The organism is Hydrogenophaga sp. (assembly GCF_051860785.1).
In the GTDB taxonomy this organism is placed as follows: domain Bacteria; phylum Pseudomonadota; class Gammaproteobacteria; order Burkholderiales; family Burkholderiaceae_C; genus Hydrogenophaga.
This window is the reverse complement of sequence record NZ_JBIMLB010000030.1, coordinates 17,776-34,448: the sequence shown is the minus strand read 5'-3', so window position 1 is coordinate 34,448 and position 16,673 is coordinate 17,776. Positions and strand designations below refer to the sequence as shown.

Here is a 16,673-nt window from a genome sequence, read left to right as displayed (position 1 = left end):
CTTCTGGTGCTGGGATAGCTGCCTCTGGCGGCACCCTGGCTGCCCCTCCGAACGGAGCGCCAACATGAACGCCCCCAACCCGCTGCTCCGCGCGTATCCCCTCAACAGTGCCGAGGCCGCGGCACGGATCGTTGCGCTCGCGCTGATCGCCAACGGCCGCATAGAGACGGTCGAGACTGCGGCGCTTGACGCGCTCAAGGCCCGTGAACGGCTCGGCCTGACCCGGCAGCAGTGGCATGGCGTGATCCACGACCTGTGCGCGGACTTGCTGGGTCCGACCCGCTGCGGCAACAAAGTACGCTTCCCAAGCGAACTGCTGGACCGCATGCTGGACGAAGTCGTCGACGACGGAATGCGGCGCCTCGTGCTGCGCCTGTGTACAGCCGTCGCTCAAGCCGACTGCCAGATTGACGATGGCGAGCGATTCGTGCTGATGGCCGCGATCGATCGTTGGAGTCTGCATCCCGACGACCACGATCTGCTCGAACCCATGTTGTACGGCTCGGACTTCCAGGTGCATTCGCGCGCTCACCCTGAGACCACTGCTCCTCGAGAATGAAGATCGGACGAGAACCCATCGTGACATCCTGTCCCCAAGCGCCGCCGTATCGCGTGCGGATCCCATCTGCGCCGGTAGACCGCCGACATAGCAGCGCACCGGTTCTATTGGGCTCGCCCGACAGTGAAAAGGCACTCGCAAGCGCGGTTAGCTTGCAGTTTCGCCGCCCGCCGGCGGGGGCGATGTTCTTTGATGAAGGCATGCCAGGGCTGGCGCCGCTCCACGTCATGCCCACTGCCATTTTGAAATCCTACCGAACCTACGCCGACGGCGGTGAACGCGTGCTCGGCTACGGTCCTCTCCGCCTGGGCAGGTACGCGTCGGGGGCGGCAACACATGAGCCGGCGAGCGTAGCAGTCGAGTTCAGGCGCACTCGCTCCCTGTGGCGATGGTCGCACTGTACGTCGATCAACGGTCATTCGAGCGTCCAGATCAAGCTCGCGATGCGCCGACGCGCTATTGCACCGCTGGTAAGCGTAGAGCGCGAGACGGTGAGACGGCCCATCGCGGCGTTGGCAGCGCGCGGAGGCCCGGCAGTGACCGGTTGCCCCATGGACATCATCGGCGTCGCCGCGCTGCAGGGCGCGTGGCGTTCCCCCGTAACATCCCAACCCCCAGCGAAACGGAGCGCCGACGCTGCAAGGCTGCACCGCGTTCCCGCCTTGCCATGAACATAGACTCCTTCGCCACTGGCCCGATGTGGGCCGGTTTCATTGTCTTCGTGCTCGCGATGCTGGCGCTGGACCTGTTCGTCCTCGGCGGCAACAAGGCGCACCGGGTCTCCGTCAAGGAGGCCGGCAGTTGGGTAGCGGCCTGGGTCACGCTGGCCTTCACGTTTGCGGCGCTGATGTGGTGGTACCTGGACGCCAACGTTGGCCGCGAGATGGCCGACCGCAAGACGCTCGAGTTCATCACCGGCTACCTGATCGAACAGACGCTGTCAGTCGACAACATGTTCGTCTTCGTGATGATCTTCAGCTACTTCGCCGTGCCGCCGGAGTTGCAGCGGCGCGTTCTGCTGTACGGCGTGCTGGGTGCGATCGTCATGCGCGCCGGCATGATCCTGGCCGGCGTCTGGCTGGTGAGCGAGTTCGCTTGGATCCTTTACGTGTTCGGTGTGTTCTTGATCGTGACCGGTATCAAAATGCTGGTTTTCGCCGATAAGCAGCCCGACCTGGAAAAGAACCCACTGCTGCGCTGGCTGCGCGCTCACATGCGCATCACGCCGGTGTTCCACGGCGAAAAGTTCTTCGTGCACATCAACGGTGTGCGCTGGGCCACCCCCATGTTTCTGGTGCTGATGATGATCGAGGTCAGCGATCTGGTGTTTGCCGTTGACAGCATCCCGGCCATCTTCGCGGTCACCACCGACCCGTTCATCGTCTTCACGTCCAACATCTTCGCCATCATGGGGTTGCGGGCGCTGTACTTCCTGCTCGCCGACATAGCCGAGCGCTTTCACCTGCTCAAGTACGGCCTGGCGCTGGTCCTGGTCTTCATCGGTGGCAAGATGCTGGCGGCCCCCTGGTTCCACATGCCGGTGCAGTGGTCGCTGGCCATCGTCGGCTCGGTGATTCTGGTCTCCATTCTGCTCAGCCTCAAATTCTCTGCCCGTAAATCCGACCGCCCTGCGACATGACAAACACCACGCCCACTGCGATCCCCGCCCCGGACCGAATGGCCCGTGACGAACACGGCCGCCTGGTGTACGCCAGTTGGGGCACAGCCCCGCAGGCTCATGCCGGCCGCTGGCTCGTCGCCGTTGACGGCTCGGAAGGATCCTTGCGCGCCGCATCGATGGCGGCGCGGCTGATTGCCGCTGAAGCGCGCGCCGAGGTCGACCTGGTGCACGTCCATCCCTGGCTGGTCAAGGAAGCTGCCGAGGCGGAGCTCGCGCGGCGCTGCTGGCACGCCTCCGCCGCCGCGCGCGCTCTCATGGATGAGATGGGCATTGCGTGGCGGCTGCACGCACGCATGGGGGATGCGGCCGAGGAGGTCGGCGCGTTGGCGCAGGAACTCGGCAGCCAGGGTATTGCCATCGGCTCGCACGGCTTGACTGCCACCGAGTCGCTCTTGCTCGGCTCGGTGGCCTACAAGGTCGTGCACCTCGCCAAGGTGCCGGTACTGATCGTTCGCTGAGCCGGCCCGGACTGATCGCCGCACGATGCCGCACTTCGAGCCCGTTATCCTGTTCTTCCTGCTGGGCGCGCTGGCCGGTTTTTTGCGTTCGGACCTGCGCATTCCAGGTGTCCTCTACGAGTCATTGAGCATCTTCCTGCTGCTGGCCATCGGCCTGAAGGGCGGGGTGGAACTGGCGCGCTACCCGCTTGCCACCGTCGCGCTTCCCGCGCTGGTGGTGGTTGCCGTAGGGGCGCTGATCCCGCTGGTGGCTTACCCGGTGCTGCGCCGCTTCGGCCGTTTGCCGCGAGCCGATGCGGGGTCGATCGCCGGCCACTACGGATCGGTGAGCGTGGTCACTTTCGCGGTTGGAACAACCTACTTGGCTCGCCTCGGCCATGAGGGCGAAGGTTACATGACGGTGATGCTCGTGCTGCTTGAGTTCCCGGCGCTGGTGATCGGCGTCCTGCTGGCACGGCGCGGCGAGCCCGGCACACCTTGGGGAAAGGTGCTTCATGAGGTGCTCGCTGGCAAGAGCATCGTGCTGCTGTTGGGAGGACTGGCCATCGGCTGGTTCGCAGGCCCCGGCGGCATCGAGCCACTGGATCGCCTGTTCTTCGACCTGTTCAAGGGCGTGCTCGCGTTTTTCCTTCTCGAAATGGGCCTGGTGGCGGCGAGCCGCTTCGGCGAACTGCGCCGCGCCGGGCCATTCCTGCTCGTCTTCGCTACCGTCATGCCGCTCTTCTCCGCCGGCCTGGGCCTGGCCACCGGCGCGTTGCTGGGTCTGTCCGTCGGTGGCGTGACGCTCTTGGCCACGCTGTACGCCAGTGCGTCCTACATCGCAGCGCCTGCGGCCATGCGGCTGGCAGTTCCACAAGCCAATCCGGCCCTGTCGATCGGCGCGGCGCTGGGCATCACTTTTCCGTTCAACCTGCTGGTCGGCATCCCGCTGTATCACCGGCTCGCGCAGCAAGTCGTACAGTGAGTATGTAATGCAATTACCGGAAACAGGCATGATCAAACTGCTGACCGTTGTATGCGAGGCCGCGCTTGAGACCACGCTTCTGCGCGACCTCGAGTCGCTGGATGCGCGTGGCTACACGGTGACCGACGCGCGCGGCAAGGGCAGCCGAGGTCGGCGTGACGCCACCTGGGGCCCGCACGCCAACATCCGGATTGAGGTGCTGTGCAACGCGCAGACCGCCAGCGCCATCTGCAAGGCGTTGCGCGAGCGCTACTACGACAACTACTCGATGGTCCTGTTCGTGGCCGATGTCGAGGTGCTGCGGCCGGAGAAATTCTGACCCAACATGTTCCGAAAGCCCACTATGCCCATCGCCGGGAAGGCCCGACTGGCCGTCGCCGCGCTGCTCGAGCTGGCGCAGGAGCCGGGCCATCAACCATTGCCCATGATCAGTGCACGCTTGCGTGTGTCCGTGTCCTGTCTCGAATTCCTGTTGTCGCGGCTGCGGCGAGGCGGGTTGGTTCGCAGCACACGAGGCCCGGGGGCGTCGATTGCCTCGCCGGAACAGATCACCGTGCAGGAGGTGGACGCTGCGGTGCACGCGGGCGACGAGCCAACGCGCGATGGCGCGGAGAAAGGCAAGCAGCCCGGTGGCGTGCGCATGGCGTCTGCTGGTACGAATTCGAGCAGTCGGCGGTGCGTTTCCTGTCGTCGGTTTCGCTGTGCGATTTCTTCGATACCCACCGATGTGGCGGACGGGCGGATGATGCTGCCGACTGAACGATCCCAAACCACCCAAACCACCCAAACCACCTACAACGGAGAATCCCCATGCGCATCCTCATGCCCGTCGACGCCAGCAGCTTCAGCAAGGCCGCCGTCGCTTTCGTCACCTCGCGCTCCACTCTCTTCGAGGAGCCGACCGACGTGGAACTGGTCAACATCCAGTACCACGTCCCATTGCGCGTTTCCCGTGCCTTGAGCAAGGAGGTGGTGCGGAACTACTATGAGACGGAGGCGGCCCGGGCTTTAAAATCCGCTACAGCCGCGCTCAAGCGTGCAGGGGCGACAACGACGGCACGGTACGTCGTCGGCAACGTGGCCCATAAACTGGCGGCGATCGTCGCCAACGATCCGGCTGACCTGATCGTGATGGGCTCTCACGGCGCCACCGGCCTGAAGCTGCTGCTGCTCGGCTCTGTTGCCAGCACTGTGGCTGTCTCAAGTACCAAGCCGCTGCTTATAGTGCGGGAGGGTGCCGTACCGCGCAAGGATTCGCTCAAGCTCGGCATCGCGCTCGATGGCAGCCCGTATGGGCTGGCGGCAGCGCGTTTCGTGGCCAGACACCGCAAGCTGTTCGGCCCGGCTCCCGCGATCTCGCTGATCCACATGGCCCCTGAACTGACGAAGATCGTTGTGCCGGGCTGGTTGGAGCGCGAGGTCGAGACCGGCATCAAGCCGGAACAGATCGAGGCGATGCACAAGGCCGCCTTCGAAAGCGTGTTCGCGCCGGTGCGCGAAGTACTGGACGGCGCCGGACTGGCATCGAAGGAAGTCCGGCTCATCGGCCGTGTGCCCGGCGACGAGATCGCGGCGCACGCCACGAAGAGCCGGCTGGACCTGCTGGTCATGGGCTCGCTGGGGTTCGGCGCCAGCCGGCACACGGCCATGGGCTCAGTGGCCGCGCGAGTCGCCTCGCGCTGCCGCACGGCGCTACTGCTGGTGCGCGAGAAGTAGCGCGGCAGGGCCGGGTGCAAAGCCCGGCCCGGAGCGCACTCAGTTGGCGCGGTACGGCAGCGACGAGTGGTGCACGACGATGCGCAGCTTGCCGCTGTCGTCTTTGAGGAACTTCCAGGTCTTGTCCACGGTGGTGACCTTGCCGTCCTTGTCGGTGATCGACACGTTGCCCATCGAGGTGGCGACGTCGCCGGCGATGAAGATCGCCGCGTTGTTCACGTCCACCTTTCGCCAGCCCTTGAGGGCGAAGCCGGTGTCCTTGGGGAAGCTGGGGTCGCCGCCGACGAAGTAGGCCAGCGCCCCGGCGCGCGTGGTGCGGAAGGTCTGCGGCGCCTCGGTCAGCGTGGGCTTGAACAGCACCGGGCCGAACTGGTAGCCATAGGCGCCGTCGATCACCTCCCCGGCCAGCCGGCGTGCGGCCACAGCGCCCTGGCGCTCGTGCGCGGTGCTGATGGCCACCAGGGCATCACCCCAGGCGCGCTGCGCAGCCAGCACTTCGGTTTCGGTGATCGCCTTGTTGATTACGGGGGCCTGCGCGGCGGCGGTGCCGAGTGCCACGATGAGGGCGGAGGCGAGGGCGGCGGAACGTAACTTCATGATATTGCACTCCAGTGCGTTGTTGTGAGAGTAGTCATTGCACCGCGCTGCCGTGAACCCGGGCTGAACCCCAGATGACGGGCTGCTGAACGGCGCATGAACGGTGCATGAATTCAGGCCCGGTCGCGCCTTTTGTGGGTCGCATGTCCGCAATCGACAGCGACAATGGCGCATGTTCAGAACCAAGCTCACGCTGGCCCTGGCCGGGCTCGGACTGGCGGCCGCCCTGCAGGGCGCGGCGGCGCTCTGGCGCCTCAGCGAAGCCGACCGCCAGGTGCTGCGCGGGCGCGTGGCCAGCGACATCCACGTCACCTTCGTCGAGTTGTCGGTGGCCAAGCAGCGGCTGCGTTCCTGGGCCGCGCAGCGGCAGGCCGACGCGGGTGCCGAACCGGCCGAGCGCGAGGCCTTGGTGGCCGACATGCGCCGTGCGCTCGTCGAGCTCGAAAAGCTCGCACTGCAGGCGCCGGGGTCGGCGTCCGGCGTGGTCGCGGGCACCGAAGCAGCGCAGCGGGCTGGCGTGCTGACCACGCTCGCGCGCAGCGTGAACTCGCTCGACCTGGCGAGCCGCAACGTCCAGCCGCTGGCCGCGGACGCCGATGCACGTCCGGCGTGGCAGACGCTGTCCGATCGTTTCGACCGACCGGACGGGCACGACCTGCGCGCATTGCTGAACGACAGCATGCGGCGCGAGGCCGCCGCGGTGGCACGCGAACGCAAGGCTGCCGATGCCTCGCTCGAACAAGCGCGTCTGCTGTGGTCGGGTGCCGCGGCCGTACTCTGCCTGGCCGCGCTCGTGCTGGCCGGCTACTTCGCGCGGGCCCTGCGACAGCCGCTGGCAGCCTTGCGCGACGGCGTGGACGCGCTGCACCGGGGCAATCTGACGCACCGCATCGACATCGACAGCCGGGATGAGTTCGGTGATGTGGCCCGCAGCATGAACGCCATGGCCGCAGAGTTGTTGCAGCATCGCGAGCGCGAAACGCAGGCCCGGCAGCACCTCGAGCAGCTGGTGCGGTCGCGCACCGTCGAGCTGAGTGCAGCGCTGGCGTCGTTGCAGCAGGTGGACGAGCGCCGGCGGCGCTTGTTCGCCGACGTCAGCCACGAGCTGCGCACGCCGGCCACGGCCATCCGCGGCGAGGCCCAGGTGGCCTTGCGTGGCCGCGACAAGCCGGTCGAGGAGTACAAGGACTCGTTGCGCCGCGTCGCCGACACCGCCGCACAGTTGGGCCAGGTGATCGACGACCTGCTGGTCGTCGCGCGGGAGGACATCGACGCGCTCGCTGTCCAGCGCGAGCCCATCGACCTGCGCGACGCCATCGCTGCGGCGCTGGAGCAGGCGCGTGGGCTGGCGGGCGCGCAGCAGGTGCGAGTGGAATCGGCGCCTCTGCCGGCGCATGCCATGCCCGTGCTGGGCGACACGCCGCGCCTGCGGCAACTGCTCGCCGTGCTGCTGGACAATGCGGTGCGCTACTCGAGGCCCGGCGGCCTGGTGCGGCTGTGCGTCGATCCGCTGCAGCCGCAAGGTGAGCTGCCGCAGTGGGACGTGCGGGTCGAGGACCGCGGCATCGGTATCGCTGCCGACGAGCTGCCGCAAGTGTTCGAACGCCACTTCCGGGGTGCGCAGGCGCGGCGCCATTTCGCGGGCGGCTGCGGCCTTGGCCTGTCCATCGCCGCCGCCCTGGCGCGCGCGCACGGCGGTGAGCTCACGCTCGAGAGCACGCCAGGCGGTGGAACCACGGCCCGCTTTCGGCTGCCGCAGTGGCTGGGCGAGTCGCTGGCGAGCCCGATCACGTCATGAACATCCTGTTGATCGAAGACGACGCGCGCATCGTCAGCTTCCTGCAACGCGGCCTGCGTGCGGAGGGCCACGCCGTGCAGGTGGCTTACGACGGCCCGGGCGGCCTGGCCCTGGCCCGTGACGCCGCGCGCGAGCTGCGCCAGGGCGGCCCCTCATGCATCGTGCTTTTGGATGTGATGCTGCCGGGCCTGGATGGGGTGGAGGTCTGCCGCACCCTGCGGGCTGAGAACAATCCCTTGCCGATCCTGATGCTAACGGCGCTGGGCGAGGTCGACGAGCGTGTGACCGGCCTGCGAGCCGGCGCCGACGACTACCTGCCCAAGCCCTTCGACTTCGACGAGTTGCTGGCGCGCATCGACGCACTCGCGCGGCGCGCGCGCACGCTGCCCAGCGAGCGGGCGTCGCAACTCGTCGTCGACGATCTCGTGTTCGACCGCGACTCGAAGAAGGTCAGCCGCGGCGGCAACGTCATCGAGCTGACGGCGCGCGAGCTCGCGCTGCTGGAGCTGTTGATGTCGGCGCCAGGACGGCTGTTCAGCCGCGAGCGCATTCTGGCTGGCGCCTGGGGCGTGAACGAGGATCCGCTGACGAACGTCGTGGACGTCTACGTGGGACGCCTGCGCGCCAAGATCGACATCGGCGGCTGCAGGCCGCTGATCCACACGCAACGCGGGCTCGGCTATCGCCTGGAGGCGTCTGCCGACTGATCTGCCCAGGCTGACGCGCGCGGCCGCAGCCGATCGAACAGCACGGGGTTGTGAGCACCGATCACGGATTGCACTCGTCGCAGCGCTGGGGATCGGCGGACAGGGCATCGGGGCGCTCGCGGACCGAGCGATGGACGCACCTCACACAACCGACCCGTCGGCTCGGGTCTGGCGGGTTGGAGCGCCTCAGTCGCGGCACGGCAGGCCAGCGATGCGTTCGACGAGCCAAAACCCGGGGGCTCCGCTGGACGGGCAACGGGACTGAACTATGGTGGCCAGGGCGCGCGCGGCGAGTTGGATCATGTCCATGCGTGTGGGATTGGCGCGCGCCCGCAGGTCGCTCTCCAAGAGCGAGGCCGAGCGGCAGGCCGGCCAGCTCCATCCCGATGTGGGCCTTCTTGCGCGCGGCGTCGAGCTAGGTTCCGGGGCGGGGGATGCTGCGCGTGAACGTGCCGAGCCGATCGGTATCGTATCCACGGACCCGTTCCGCGAGACAGCCGAGGGCCGGCTCGATCTCTGGCGCGATCACCCGTTCTTTGCCGTGCTGCGAGAGCAGTGCGGCGCGTCGGCCCGGATAGAGGGTGTAGGCTGACAGGCCAGCCGTCATCGTGCGTTCACTGGCGGTTGATTCAGCGGGGTGGCAGGACACGGTCGCCGTCGCCTCCTCTCGCAACATCGCCAACGCAGTCGCGCAGTGCAGCCACCAAATCAACGCGCGAGACGGTGCGTTCCGAGGCCTCCAGCCAGTGCGGGAGGCGATGGCGCTGCCGACACAAGCTCACGCTCCGGCCGGCGGGAACCTGCGATACCAGGCCCCGTAGACCCAGCAGGCGGCACAAAAGGAAAAAGCCCACTCCGCCGTGGCGAACGTGATCAACGCGGTGCAAGGCACGACCCAGAGGTCGCTGCCCGCCGCATAGAGGCCCAACGAGATCGAGCTGGCGAAGAACAGCATCTTGTTGGCGAACATCTTGGCGCCCGCATCTTCCTTCCGTCCGGAACACCCGACACGGGCGTGCGCGGTCCTCCACAGCAGGTGAGACGGGCAGCGGTGATGCCCGATGAACCCGCGCACGGCGCCTTGCAGGACCAGGATTCCCAGCAGCCACGGCGAGACGAGCGTACTGACCAAGGCCTCGAGGCGAACGACGTTGGACCAGACTAGCGGGATGTCAAAGCGAAGCAAGATGACCTCTTTGCATCGAACACACCCGGTATTTTCCGGCTTGGCGAGAGCGAGTAAGGTAGATTGTTTCTGCGCAACCATCCGGAAAAACCGTTGCATCGAGGCGAGCCGTCGTCCCCGCCTGTCGTGCCGGCCCTCATCTCAGTTTGTTCGCCGTCAGTCCGTTGACGGCGCAAACGTCCGCCAGCGTCCTGGCGGCTGGCACACTGGCGACCATTGCATCCGTCTTTGATCCCACCATGGAAAAGAAACAAACCTGGAACATCGTCTACTGGGCCATCGCCCTGATGCTGCTCGTCAGCCTGCAGGACGTCTGGCAGTCGGCCACGCAAGTCGAGGTGCTGCCCTACAGCGAATTCGAGAAGGCACTCGAGGAAGGCCGCATCGCCAAGGTGACGATCTCCGACAACCGCATCACCGGCCAGCTGAAGCAGGCGGAGGGCCGCAAGACCACGCTGGTGGCCAACCGCGTGGAGCCCGCGCTGGCCGAGCGGCTGGAGCGCCACGGCGTGCCGTTCAGCCGCGTCGTCGAGAGCACGCTGCTGCGCGACCTGATGTCGTGGGTGATTCCGGCGCTGGTCTTCTTCGGCCTGTGGATCTTCCTCATGCGCCGTTTCGCCGACAAGCAGGGCATGGGCAGCTTCATGTCGATCGGCAAGAGCAAGGCCAAGGTCTACATCCAGACCGACACCGGCGTCACCTTCGCCGACGTGGCCGGCGTTGACGAGGCGCGCCAGGAGCTCGAGGAGGTGGTCGACTTTCTGCGCCACCCGCAGGAGTACGGCCGTCTGGGGGCGCACATTCCCAAGGGCGTGCTGCTGGTCGGCCCGCCGGGCACGGGCAAGACGCTGCTGGCCAAGGCGGTGGCCGGCGAGGCCAAGGTGCCGTTCTTTTCGATTTCGGGCAGCGAGTTCGTCGAGATGTTCGTCGGCGTCGGCGCGGCGCGCGTGCGCGACCTGTTCGAGCAGGCGCGCGCCAAGGCGCCGGCGATCATCTTCATCGACGAGCTGGATGCGCTGGGCCGCGCGCGCGGTGCTTTTCCTGGCATGGGCGGCCACGACGAGAAGGAGCAGACGCTGAACCAGCTGCTGGTCGAGATGGACGGCTTCGACGCGTCGGTCGGCCTGATCATCCTCTCGGCGACCAACCGACCCGAGATCCTCGACCCGGCGCTGCTGCGCGCCGGGCGTTTCGACCGCCAGGTGCTCGTCGACCGGCCCGACAAGATCGGGCGGCTGGACATCCTGCGCGTGCATGTGCGCAAGGTGACGCTCGACCCGGGGCTGCGCCTGGACGAAGTGGCTGCGCTGACGCCGGGCTTCACCGGCGCCGACCTCGCCAACCTCGTCAACGAGGCCACGCTGGCGGCCACGCGGCGCAAGGTCGACCTGGTGACGCTGGCCGACTTCACGCTCGCGGTCGAGCGTATCGTCGCCGGCCTGGAGCGCCGCAACCGCGTGCTCAACCCCGCGGAGCGCAAGACCGTCGCCTACCACGAGATGGGCCACGCGCTGGTGGCGCTGGCGCTGCCGGGCAGCGACGCGGTGCACAAGGTGTCGATCATTCCGCGCGGCATCGGCGCGCTCGGCTACACCATCCAGCGTCCCACCGAAGACCGCTACCTGATGACGCGGCGCGAGCTCGAGCACAAGATCGCCGTGCTGCTGGGCGGCCGCGCGGCCGAGAAGCTGGTGTTCGGCGAGCTGTCCACCGGCGCCGCCGATGATCTGGCCAAGGCCAGCAACATCGCGCGTGACATGGTCAGCCGCTACGGCATGGACGAGGGCCTGGGTTATGTCGCGCTGGAGGCGCAGCGCGCGACCATGCTCGACCTGCCGGCCGCGTTCGGCCAGAGCGGCCCGCCCCTCTCGGAAGACACGCGCCGGCGCATCGACGAGGCGATCCGTGCCCTCGTGATGGACGCCTTCGCTCGCGCCACCGCGATCCTCGAGCTCAACCGCGAGGTGCTCGAAGGCGGCGCGCGCGCGCTGCTGGAGCAGGAAACGCTGGACGAGTCGGCGATCCGCAGCCTGACCACCGATCTGAAGTCGGCCTGACGCGCGCGCCAGTCTGTTCAGCGTGGAACCCGACCCGCCATGGCGCACCTGACACAGATTCTGTTGCTGCTGGCCGTGGCCGTGGCCGTGGTGCTGGCCTGCCAGCGACTGCGCATTCCCTCCAGCCTGGGTTACCTGCTCGTGGGTCTCATCCTCGGGCCGCACACCGCAGGGCCGACCGTGCACGCGCCGGAGTTCGAGGCGCTGGCCGAGTTCGGCGTGGTGTTCCTGTTGTTCACGATCGGCCTGAACTACTCGCTGCCACAGCTGAGCGCGCTGCGCCACCAGGTGCTGGGCCTGGGCACCGGGCAGGTGGCGCTGACCACGGCGGCGGTGGGCATCGCGACCTGGCTGGCCGGCGTGTCCGGCGCGGCGGCCTTCGTCATCGGCGCGGCCTTCGCGCAGTCGTCGACGACCATCATCGCCAGTCTGCTCAAGGAGCGCGGCGAGGACAACGCGCCGCACGGCCGCCTCGGGCTGGCGATGTCGGTGTTCCAGGACGTCACCGCGGTGCCGTTCCTGGTGATCATCCCGGCGCTGGGGGTGGCGGTGGCCGCCGATGCGCTCGCACTCGAATTGCTCTGGGCGCTGGCCAAGGGTGCGCTGGCGTTTGCGCTGGTCTTCCTCGCCGGCCGCTGGCTGCTGCGGCCGCTGATGCACCACGTGGCCGAGCGGCGCTCGGCCGAGATGTTCACGCTGACCGTGCTGCTGATCGCGCTGCTGGCGGCCTGGGCGACCGACGGCCTGGGCCTGTCGCTCGCGTTCGGCGGTTTCCTGGCCGGCATGATCCTGGGCGAGACCGAGTTTCGGCATCAGGTCGAGGCGGCGATCCGGCCTTTCCGCGACGTGCTGCTGGGCCTGTTCTTCGTCGGCATCGGCATGCGCTTCGACCCTGTGGCGGTCTGGCCGGTGCTGCACTGGGCGCTGCTGGGCGCGTTGGTGATCCTGCTCGCCAAGACGCTCATCGTCGCGGCCATGATGCACCGCATCGGGCTGGAACCGCGCCTGGCCTGGCGCACCGGCCTGCTGCTGGCGGTGGGCGGCGAGTTCGGGCTGGCGCTGCTGGCCATCGCGCTGGACGCGCGGGCCATCGACGCGCGGATGGGCCAGATCGCGATCAGCGCCATCCTGCTGGCGATGGTGGCCGGTGCTGTGCTGATCCGCTTCAACGCGGTGATCGCGGGCCTTCTCGCGGGGGCGGCAGGGCCGGCGCAAGCAGCGCCCGGCGCGCCGCAGGCCGAGTTGCCCTTGCCCGGGGCTGCCGACGCGTCCGCGCCCGTGGTGATCGGCGGCTACGGCCGTGTCGGGCACACCGTGGCGGTGCTGCTGCAGGCCAGCGGCGTGCCCTTCGTCGCCTTCGATACCGACCCGAAGCGTGTCGCGCAGGGCCGCGCCGACGGGCACGCGGTGGGCTACGGCGACATCGCCGACCCGGAGCTGCTGGCGGCGATCCACGTCGAGCGCGCGGCGCTGGTGATCCTCACCGTCGACGTGGCGGCCACGGCGCTCAAGGCCGTGACGCTGCTGCGCAAGGCCTGCCCGCAGGTGCCGGTGATCGCGCGTGCGCGGACTCTGGACGAGAGCTGCGAATTGATCGAGGCCGGTGCGGCCGAGGCCCATCCCGAGGCGATCGAGGCCAGCCTGCGCCTCGGTGCGACCGCGCTGCAGATGTTGCGCGTGGCGCCCGACGCCATCGAGCAGGTCGTCCAGGGCGTGAGGGACTGGGACTACCGACCGGTCGTCGAACCCGGACCGGATCGCTGAGTCCGGTCGGCCGGCACCGCGGCTGACCGGCGACAAGGCAAGTCGCTGCGGCACCGTTATACTGGTCTCGCAGAGAGCAACAAGGGAAGACGAGCCATGCAAGCCTTGACCACGATCCTGGCCCCGACCGACTTCTCCGCGCCCTCGCGCCACGCCGCCGAGCGTGCGGCGCGACTGGCGCGCGAGCATGGGGCGCGGCTGCAACTGATCCACGTCATACACGCCGGTGCGCTCGACCGCCTGCGCGGCCTGCTGGGCGCGGACGTCGGCGTGGAGGCCGAGCTGATCCTCGATGCCAACCGGCAGCTCGAGGCGCTGGCGGCCGACCTGCACGACGAGCGCGGACCCGAGATCGAGACCAGCCTGCGCAACGGTTCGGTGCTGACCGAGGTGGGCGCGCAGGGCGACGCGATCGCGGCCGATCTGGTCGTGCTCGGCGCGCGCGGCGCAGGCTTCGTGCGGCGCATCGCGCTGGGCACCACCTCCGAGCGGCTGCTGCGCACCACGCAGCGGCCGCTGCTGGTGGTCAAGCAGAAGGCCCACGAACGGTACCGGCGCGTGCTCGTGCCGGTGGACTTCTCTGCCTCGTCGGCACAGGCGCTGGCGCTGGCGCGGCGCGTCGCGCCCGATGCTCACCTGGTGCTGCTGCACGCCTGGGAGGTGCCTTTCGAGAGCCGCATGCAACTGGCTGGTGTCGATGCGAAGCGCCTCGAGCAGTACCGCGCGCAGGCACGGCAGCTGGCGCACCAGCGGCTGCACGAGACCGCGGCGGCCGCTGGGCTGCGGCCGGGGGATTGGCAACCCTGTCTCGTGATGCAGGATGCCTCGCTGGCCATCGTCGAGCAGGAGCAGGAGGCCGACTGCGACCTGATCGTCATCGGCAAACACGGACAGAGCGTCGGCGTGGACTTCCTGCTCGGCAGCGTGACCAAGCATGTGCTCGCGGAGTCAGCCGGCGATGTGCTGATGTCGACCGTGCGCGACGCGTGAATGCGGCGCCTGGATCGGCCGCGCGCACGCTGGGCTGCCTCGCGCTGGGGGCTGCTGTGTACGCCGTCGCGCCGCCCCCCGACACCCTGCGTGCCGGGCTGGCGCTGTTTGCGCTGATCGGCTCGCTGTGGATGACGCAGGCGCTGCACCTGAGCGCCACTGCGCTGCTTGTGCCGCTGCTGACGGTGCTGGCCGGATTGTCGACCGTGCCCGCCGCGCTGGCCTCGTTCGCGCATCCGGTGATCTTCCTGTTCCTGGGCGGGTTTGCGCTGGCGGCGGCGTTGCAGCAGCAGGGGTTGGATCGGGCGCTCGCTGCCGCGGTGCTGCGGCGGGCAGGCGGGCGCCGCACCGTGGCGGTGCTGCTGCTCTTCGTCCTGACGGCCGGGCTCTCGATGTGGATCAGCAACACGGCCACCGCGGCGATGATGGTGCCGCTGGCGCTCGGTCTGTTGCGTGGTGACGGCCCTGATGGCGGCGGCGAGGGCGCCGACCTCGGGCCGCGAGAGCGCGCCTTCGTGCTGCTGGGCGTGGCTTACAGCGCCAGCATCGGCGGCATCGGCACGCTGGTCGGCAGCCCGCCCAATGCCATTGCGGCGGCGCACGCCGGCATCTCGTTCGCGCAGTGGATGCGCATCGGATTGCCGGCCGTCGCACTGCTGCTGCCGCTGATGATCGGCGTGCTGTACCTGCTGCTGCGCCCGCGCCTCATTGGCCGTACGGTGCTGCGCGACGAGCCGCTGGTCTGGACGCGCGGTCGGCGCCTGACCGTCGGCGTGTTCGCGTTCGCCGGCGCCGGATGGGTCTTCGCCGGGCCACTGGCGCGCGCGTCGGGCATCACCACCGACATCGACAGCATCGTCGCGCTGGCCGCCGTGGTGGCACTGGTGGCCGGCGGTGCGATCGACTGGCCGCAGCTCGAACGCCGCGTGCACTGGGGCGTGCTGCTGCTCTTCGGTGGCGGGCTGGCGCTGGGCCGCGTGATGGAAGCCAGTGGCGCCAGCCGATTTCTCGCCGATGTGCTGGTGCAGGCGTTGCACGGCGCGCCGCCGTTGCTGGTGTTGCTGGGCGTGGTGGCCTTCGTCGTCTTCCTGACCGAGCTGGTGAGCAACACCGCGGTGGCGGCGTTGCTCGTGCCGGTCTTCCTCGTCGTCGGCGAGGCGCTCGGGCTGCCGGGCGCGCTGCTGGCCTCGGCCATCGCCGTGGCCGCCTCGTGCGCCTTCATGCTGCCGGTGGCGACACCGCCGAACGCCATCGTCTTCGCCACCGACCAGGTGCCGCAGGCGACGATGATGCGCTGCGGTCTGGTGCTGAACCTGGCATGCATCGCCGTCATTGCCGGCGTCGCCAGCGTGGCGTTCGGATGACCTGGCGCGGGATGCTGCGATGGGTCGTGCCGGCGGTGCTCGCGGCAGTCTTCGCCGGCAGCGCGCTGATCGACTGATGTGCCGGGGCCTCGAATGTCGCCCCGGCGTGATGATCCGCGCGGCACCGGCTGCCGCTGCGGCGCTTTGCGCCGTTCATCCGGGCTGACCCTGTCATGAGCCCGCCAGAGATGCCGGTTCGCCCCGTCGCCCCCCCTGTAGCCGGTGGCGCTGCTCGTGGCGCTGGCCGTAACCGGCATCGCCGTGCAGGCGTTCGAGCTCGTCGACGCCAGTGCACTGCTGGACTGGGCGCGTGGCCTGGCGGCGCACTGGTGGCTCGCCGTGGCGCTGGTGCTGCTGCAGGTCGTGCTGTCCACGTTTGCGCTGCCCGGCTCGGCCGTGCTCTGGCTGGTCGCGCCGCTGAATGCGCCCATCGCGGCTGCGGCGATCCTGAAGGCTGGAGGCTGTATCGGCGCGCTCGGTGCGTATGCGTTCGCGAGCCGCCTCACCTGGACGGCGATGGCACGGCTGCAGACCAGCCGAGGTGACCGGCTGATGCAGCGCGAAGGAGGCTTCCTGCTTCAATGCGCCTTGCGCCTTGCGCCCGGGTTTCCGTACTCGGTGCTCAACTACGGCGCGGGCGCGTTGCGGCTGCCGCTGGCGCCATTCCTGGTCTCGACGGTGATTGGCTGCCCTCAAGGCCTGGCTGTACAGCCGAGCCATCGACGCGGCACTGGCTGCCGGTCGCGTAGCCGATCTGTTCAGCACTCAGACCCTGTGGCCACTCCTCGCCGCCGTCGCCATCGCGCTGGCCGCTCGGGCGTGGGCGAGACGT

At 68.6% G+C, this 16,673-nt stretch carries 16 protein-coding genes and 2 pseudogenes; 15 read left to right on the top strand and 3 right to left on the bottom strand.

Annotation, left to right across the window (positions count from 1 at the left end):
* Positions 1 to 64: 64 nt before the first annotated feature.
* The 7 genes and pseudogenes from ACTIF6_RS25145 to ACTIF6_RS25115 all read left to right on the top strand — a co-directional run bounded on the left by ACTIF6_RS25145 (position 65) and on the right by ACTIF6_RS25115 (position 5,378).
* Positions 65 to 559, top strand: coding sequence for a TerB family tellurite resistance protein (locus ACTIF6_RS25145; RefSeq protein WP_204735611.1), 495 nt, complete (start codon positions 65 to 67; stop codon positions 557 to 559).
* 667 nt (positions 560 to 1,226) lie between these two features.
* Positions 1,227 to 2,198: a TerC family protein gene (locus ACTIF6_RS25140; protein WP_439590473.1), complete on the top strand. Its 972-nt coding sequence runs from the start codon at positions 1,227 to 1,229 to the stop codon at positions 2,196 to 2,198.
* Positions 2,195 to 2,698 (top strand): universal stress protein, encoded by a 504-nt coding sequence (locus ACTIF6_RS25135; protein ID WP_439590472.1) that lies wholly within the window; start codon positions 2,195 to 2,197, stop codon positions 2,696 to 2,698. The genes ACTIF6_RS25140 and ACTIF6_RS25135 overlap by 4 nt, the downstream gene beginning before the upstream one ends.
* 25 nt (positions 2,699 to 2,723) lie before the next feature.
* Positions 2,724 to 3,662, top strand: a complete 939-nt coding sequence (locus ACTIF6_RS25130) for a sodium-dependent bicarbonate transport family permease (RefSeq protein WP_137918454.1) — start codon at positions 2,724 to 2,726, stop codon at positions 3,660 to 3,662.
* A 28-nt stretch (positions 3,663 to 3,690) separates the two neighbouring features.
* A complete protein-coding gene (locus ACTIF6_RS25125) occupies positions 3,691 to 3,981 on the top strand; it encodes a P-II family nitrogen regulator (protein ID WP_137918455.1) in 291 nt (96 codons plus the stop codon).
* Positions 3,982 to 3,987: 6 nt separating this feature from the next.
* Positions 3,988 to 4,254 (top strand): annotated as a pseudogene (locus tag ACTIF6_RS25120) (Rrf2 family transcriptional regulator); the annotation flags it as partial.
* Positions 4,255 to 4,472: 218 nt separating this feature from the next.
* A complete protein-coding gene (locus tag ACTIF6_RS25115) occupies positions 4,473 to 5,378 on the top strand; it encodes a universal stress protein (RefSeq protein ID WP_439590471.1) in 906 nt (301 codons plus the stop codon).
* Positions 5,379 to 5,417: 39 nt separating this feature from the next.
* Here the strand turns inward: ACTIF6_RS25115 and ACTIF6_RS25110 are convergent, their stop codons facing one another.
* Complete coding sequence (locus ACTIF6_RS25110; RefSeq protein ID WP_439590470.1) at positions 5,418 to 5,975, bottom strand: hypothetical protein; 558 nt, start codon at positions 5,973 to 5,975, stop codon at positions 5,418 to 5,420.
* A 172-nt stretch (positions 5,976 to 6,147) separates the two neighbouring features.
* On the opposite strand from ACTIF6_RS25110, the gene ACTIF6_RS25105 reads away from it, so the two are divergent.
* Positions 6,148 to 7,773, top strand: a complete 1,626-nt coding sequence (locus ACTIF6_RS25105) for a sensor histidine kinase (RefSeq protein ID WP_439590469.1) — start codon at positions 6,148 to 6,150, stop codon at positions 7,771 to 7,773.
* The gene (locus tag ACTIF6_RS25100; RefSeq protein ID WP_439590468.1) at positions 7,770 to 8,480 is read left to right on the top strand and encodes a response regulator transcription factor; all 711 of its coding nucleotides are present in this window, start codon (positions 7,770 to 7,772) and stop codon (positions 8,478 to 8,480) included. Before ACTIF6_RS25105 ends, ACTIF6_RS25100 begins: the two co-directional genes overlap by 4 nt.
* A gap of 186 nt (positions 8,481 to 8,666) precedes the next feature.
* Here the strand turns inward: ACTIF6_RS25100 and ACTIF6_RS25095 are convergent, their stop codons facing one another.
* Entirely contained in the window at positions 8,667 to 8,783 is a 117-nt protein-coding gene (locus ACTIF6_RS25095; RefSeq protein WP_439590481.1) for a hypothetical protein, read from the bottom strand.
* Here ACTIF6_RS25095 and ACTIF6_RS25090 point away from each other — a divergent pair.
* Positions 8,782 to 9,072 (top strand): hypothetical protein, encoded by a 291-nt coding sequence (locus tag ACTIF6_RS25090; RefSeq protein ID WP_439590467.1) that lies wholly within the window; start codon positions 8,782 to 8,784, stop codon positions 9,070 to 9,072. The two genes, ACTIF6_RS25095 and ACTIF6_RS25090, sit on opposite strands and share 2 nt — an antisense overlap.
* 186 nt (positions 9,073 to 9,258) lie before the next feature.
* On the opposite strand, the gene ACTIF6_RS25085 is transcribed toward ACTIF6_RS25090, so the two are convergent.
* Positions 9,259 to 9,666: a DUF4395 family protein gene (locus tag ACTIF6_RS25085; protein ID WP_439590466.1), complete on the bottom strand. Its 408-nt coding sequence runs from the start codon at positions 9,664 to 9,666 to the stop codon at positions 9,259 to 9,261.
* Positions 9,667 to 9,905: 239 nt separating this feature from the next.
* On the opposite strand from ACTIF6_RS25085, the gene ftsH reads away from it, so the two are divergent.
* The 5 genes and pseudogenes from ftsH to ACTIF6_RS25060 all read left to right on the top strand — a co-directional run.
* Complete coding sequence (ftsH, locus tag ACTIF6_RS25080) at positions 9,906 to 11,723, top strand: ATP-dependent zinc metalloprotease FtsH (protein ID WP_439590465.1); 1,818 nt, start codon at positions 9,906 to 9,908, stop codon at positions 11,721 to 11,723.
* Positions 11,724 to 11,762: 39 nt separating this feature from the next.
* The gene (locus tag ACTIF6_RS25075; RefSeq protein WP_439590464.1) at positions 11,763 to 13,487 is read left to right on the top strand and encodes a cation:proton antiporter domain-containing protein; all 1,725 of its coding nucleotides are present in this window, start codon (positions 11,763 to 11,765) and stop codon (positions 13,485 to 13,487) included.
* Positions 13,488 to 13,583: 96 nt separating this feature from the next.
* Positions 13,584 to 14,477 (top strand): universal stress protein, encoded by an 894-nt coding sequence (locus ACTIF6_RS25070; protein WP_439590463.1) that lies wholly within the window; start codon positions 13,584 to 13,586, stop codon positions 14,475 to 14,477.
* The gene (locus tag ACTIF6_RS25065; RefSeq protein WP_439590462.1) at positions 14,474 to 15,841 is read left to right on the top strand and encodes an SLC13 family permease; all 1,368 of its coding nucleotides are present in this window, start codon (positions 14,474 to 14,476) and stop codon (positions 15,839 to 15,841) included. The genes ACTIF6_RS25070 and ACTIF6_RS25065 overlap by 4 nt, the downstream gene beginning before the upstream one ends.
* A gap of 222 nt (positions 15,842 to 16,063) precedes the next feature.
* Positions 16,064 to 16,477: pseudogene (locus ACTIF6_RS25060) on the top strand (hypothetical protein); the annotation flags it as partial.
* Positions 16,478 to 16,673 lie beyond the last annotated feature (196 nt).